Source organism: Candidatus Symbiopectobacterium sp. NZEC135, from assembly GCF_025962695.1.
This window is the reverse complement of sequence record NZ_JAGFPF010000189.1, coordinates 1-2,703: the sequence shown is the minus strand read 5'-3', so window position 1 is coordinate 2,703 and position 2,703 is coordinate 1. Positions and strand designations below refer to the sequence as shown.

At 53.4% G+C, this 2,703-nt stretch carries 5 protein-coding genes; all 5 read left to right on the top strand.

Features of this window, described 5'->3' with window-relative positions; translation table 11 throughout:
* The first annotated feature begins 10 nt into the window (after positions 1 to 10).
* Complete coding sequence (locus J5224_RS24725; protein ID WP_264627865.1) at positions 11 to 475, top strand: YmfL family putative regulatory protein; 465 nt, start codon at positions 11 to 13, stop codon at positions 473 to 475.
* 265 nt (positions 476 to 740) lie between these two features.
* Entirely contained in the window at positions 741 to 917 is a 177-nt protein-coding gene (locus tag J5224_RS24720) for a DUF4222 domain-containing protein (protein WP_264627864.1), read from the top strand.
* Positions 866 to 1,948 carry a conserved phage C-terminal domain-containing protein gene (locus J5224_RS24715; RefSeq protein WP_319802480.1) on the top strand — a complete coding sequence of 361 codons (1,083 nt, stop codon included), beginning with the start codon at positions 866 to 868 and terminating at the stop codon, positions 1,946 to 1,948. The genes J5224_RS24720 and J5224_RS24715 overlap by 52 nt, the downstream gene beginning before the upstream one ends.
* Positions 1,945 to 2,169 (top strand): PerC family transcriptional regulator, encoded by a 225-nt coding sequence (locus J5224_RS24710; protein ID WP_264627862.1) that lies wholly within the window; start codon positions 1,945 to 1,947, stop codon positions 2,167 to 2,169. Before J5224_RS24715 ends, J5224_RS24710 begins: the two co-directional genes overlap by 4 nt.
* On the top strand, positions 2,162 to 2,703 hold a 542-nt coding region (locus tag J5224_RS24705; RefSeq protein ID WP_264627861.1), incomplete at its 3' end, for a phage N-6-adenine-methyltransferase. The genes J5224_RS24710 and J5224_RS24705, both read left to right, overlap by 8 nt.

The following is a 2,703-nucleotide window of genomic DNA, read 5'->3' as shown; positions in this document are numbered from 1 at the left end:
AAAGGTAGGTATGGCCGACATCAAAGAAACCATCAAAGCGATGTGCAAGGCGTATCCAGGCGGACGTAACGCAATGGCTGGCGCCCTGGGTATGACTATCGCGCAATTCAACAACAACCTTTACGAGAAGAACGGTTGTCGGTTCTTCGAAATCCACGAACTTGAGGCTATGGAAGACCTCTCCGGCACATCGTTGCTGGCGGAATACTTTGCTCAACGCCGTGGTGCATTGCTGGTGGACGCACCGAAGTTTGACGACCTGGATCATGAGGAACTCTACACACTTGCCATCCACACAGCGGCAAGCCGGGGAAGGGTAGATCAGATTATTGCAGCAGCTATTGAGGATGGCGTTATCGATGACAGTGAAGCGAAAGAAATCATGCATCACCACTCCCGTCACCTTGCGGCGCGTGAAGCGGAGATTCGTTCAATTCTGGCCTTGTTTGGTCGCAAGAAGAGGAAAACGAAATGATCGGGATATCCAGAAAGGGTGATGCCCCGAGTGTGCAGCTCAGGGCATCGGTGCGTGTAATTAATCAGTGTAGAGAAACTAAACGCATGAACAGTGTAACGCAGGCTCCCGGCTTACCGCAATTGCGGTGTGTTCCCGTTGTTGGTGGATGTTCACCGGTGCCGTTCTCGTATGAGCTAAATGTACAGGGCCAATGGACACCCATCAACTACCAGTTTGCAGCGTGGTTGGTAGATGAATTACGCCGCAAACATCGGGGTGAGTCATGCAAGAACAAGTCACAGAACTCGACAGGCGTTACTTCGATCCCTACGGCAGGGTCGTCCACGTCATCGGATACGACCGCCAGAACGAGCGCGTTATTTTCATGCGAGAAGGCTATGAGCATGAATGCGTTCAACCCCTGTGGCATTTCAAAGCAAAATTCACGAGGAAGCCATGAGCGTTAAGCTATCTGCATTTGTCTGGGACGGCTGCGCATCGTCGGGCATGAAACTAGCGTCAGTGGCCATCATGGCACGGCTTGCTGATTTCTCGTCTGATGACGGCGTTTGCTGGCCCTCAATCGACACCATAGCCAGGCAACTGGGTGCAGGACCGAGCACGGTTCGCACGACCATAGCCAGGCTGGAGAAAGAGGGCTGGCTAACACGTACTCAGCGCCGGAAGGGCAACCGCAACGCATCTAACATGTATCAACTGAACGTTGCGAAGCTGTATGCCGCTGCTCAATCTCACCTGTCAGATTCTGACCCGTCAAAATCTGACACATCAAATCCTGACGCATCAAAATCTGAGGGTTCAAAATCTGACGCCTCAAAATTTGACCCGTCAAAATCGAGCAATAACGGCAGTTTTGACCCTCCAGAATCTGGCGGGGATCCGTCAGTAAATTCAAAACAAGATCCATCAGGTAAAACCTCTTGTCAGGCTGAACCGCCTGACGACCCAGATCAACGGGTTTTGGACCATTTCAACCAGGTTACTAACTCCGGCTATCGGGACGGCAAGACCACGATGGGATACATCCGTGGGCGACTGTCTGAACCTGATTACGTCGCTGAGGACTTGATTCTGGTTGTGGACTACCTGACGGCGAAATGGCTTAACGATCCGAAGATGTGCGACTACCTGCGTCCCAAGACGATTTTTGGCCCTGAAAACTTCCCGGAGTATTACGACAAGGCGCGCAAATGGGATGCCAGTGGTCGCCCTGCGTGCGTCGATGGGCGATGGGTTAAACCGGGAGATCTGCCAGCGGTTTCAGTTGATGCCCCCGAACGTGACGCCGCCTACCAGCGTTTCATTGGCAGCGCATTACCGCTGAAAAACCCCAGCCAGATTGAAATTCAGGTACGCACCGAAGCCAGTAAAGTTGGGCTGAAATCAGCGAAACCAGAGTTTGCAATGAGCCGCTGGAATTCCATCTGGAAAGACGTAACCCAGCGCCAGCAGGGGGGAAAAGCCGCATGATAACCGACGATATCGCATTAGCCGAGGAGTTGGAAAGCAAACGCCTGTGGCGCAGAGCAGCCCGTGTATGGCTGACGGTACTTGACCAGACCAAAGGAATGCAAGCGCGTGCCGAGGTGGTCCACCGCCGTAAGAAATGCCAGATCAGCGCAAACGGACTGAGAAGCCAATACAGCGGCATCAGAGTGATGACGGCAGCGGGAGGTGTACTCAATGACTAATTTTTCCCAAACCGAGTATGTTCAGGCACTGAATGCCTACAAAGCGGAAGCAGCCCACGAACTTAAGGATGTTGGCGATCAGTGGCGCACTCCTGACCCGCTTTTCTGGGGCATCAATGCCATGTTTGGCCCGTTGGTGCTGGACCTGTTCAGTGACGGCGAAAACTCAAAGTGTGAAGCCTTTTACACCGCTGAAGATAACGCGCTGGGGCAAGACTGGTCTGCGCGTCTGGCTGAGTTGAACGGGGCCGCATTCGCTAATCCGCCATATTCCCGCGCCAAACAGCACGAAGGCCAGTACATCACCGGCATGCGTCACATCATTGAGCACGTTATTGCGATGCGTGAGCTTGGCGGGCGCTACGTGTTCCTCATCAAATCCGCTACATCCGAAGTCTGGTGGCCTGAACAGGCAGACCACATCGCGTTTATCCGTGGCCGTATTGGCTTCGACCTGCCGACCTGGTTCAAACCGAAAGACGAAAAGCAGGTTGCAACCAGTGCGTTCTTTGCTGGCGCCATAGCGGTGTTTGA

Excerpts from the sequence above, each read along its gene's own strand:
- J5224_RS24725 (WP_264627865.1), top strand. The coding sequence starts at position 11 with ATGGCCGACATCAAAGAAACCATCAAAGCGATGTGCAAGGCGTATCCA.
- J5224_RS24720 (WP_264627864.1), top strand. The coding sequence starts at position 741 with ATGCAAGAACAAGTCACAGAACTCGACAGGCGTTACTTCGATCCCTAC.
- J5224_RS24715 (WP_319802480.1), top strand. The coding sequence starts at position 866 with ATGCGTTCAACCCCTGTGGCATTTCAAAGCAAAATTCACGAGGAAGCC.
- J5224_RS24710 (WP_264627862.1), top strand. The coding sequence starts at position 1,945 with ATGATAACCGACGATATCGCATTAGCCGAGGAGTTGGAAAGCAAACGC.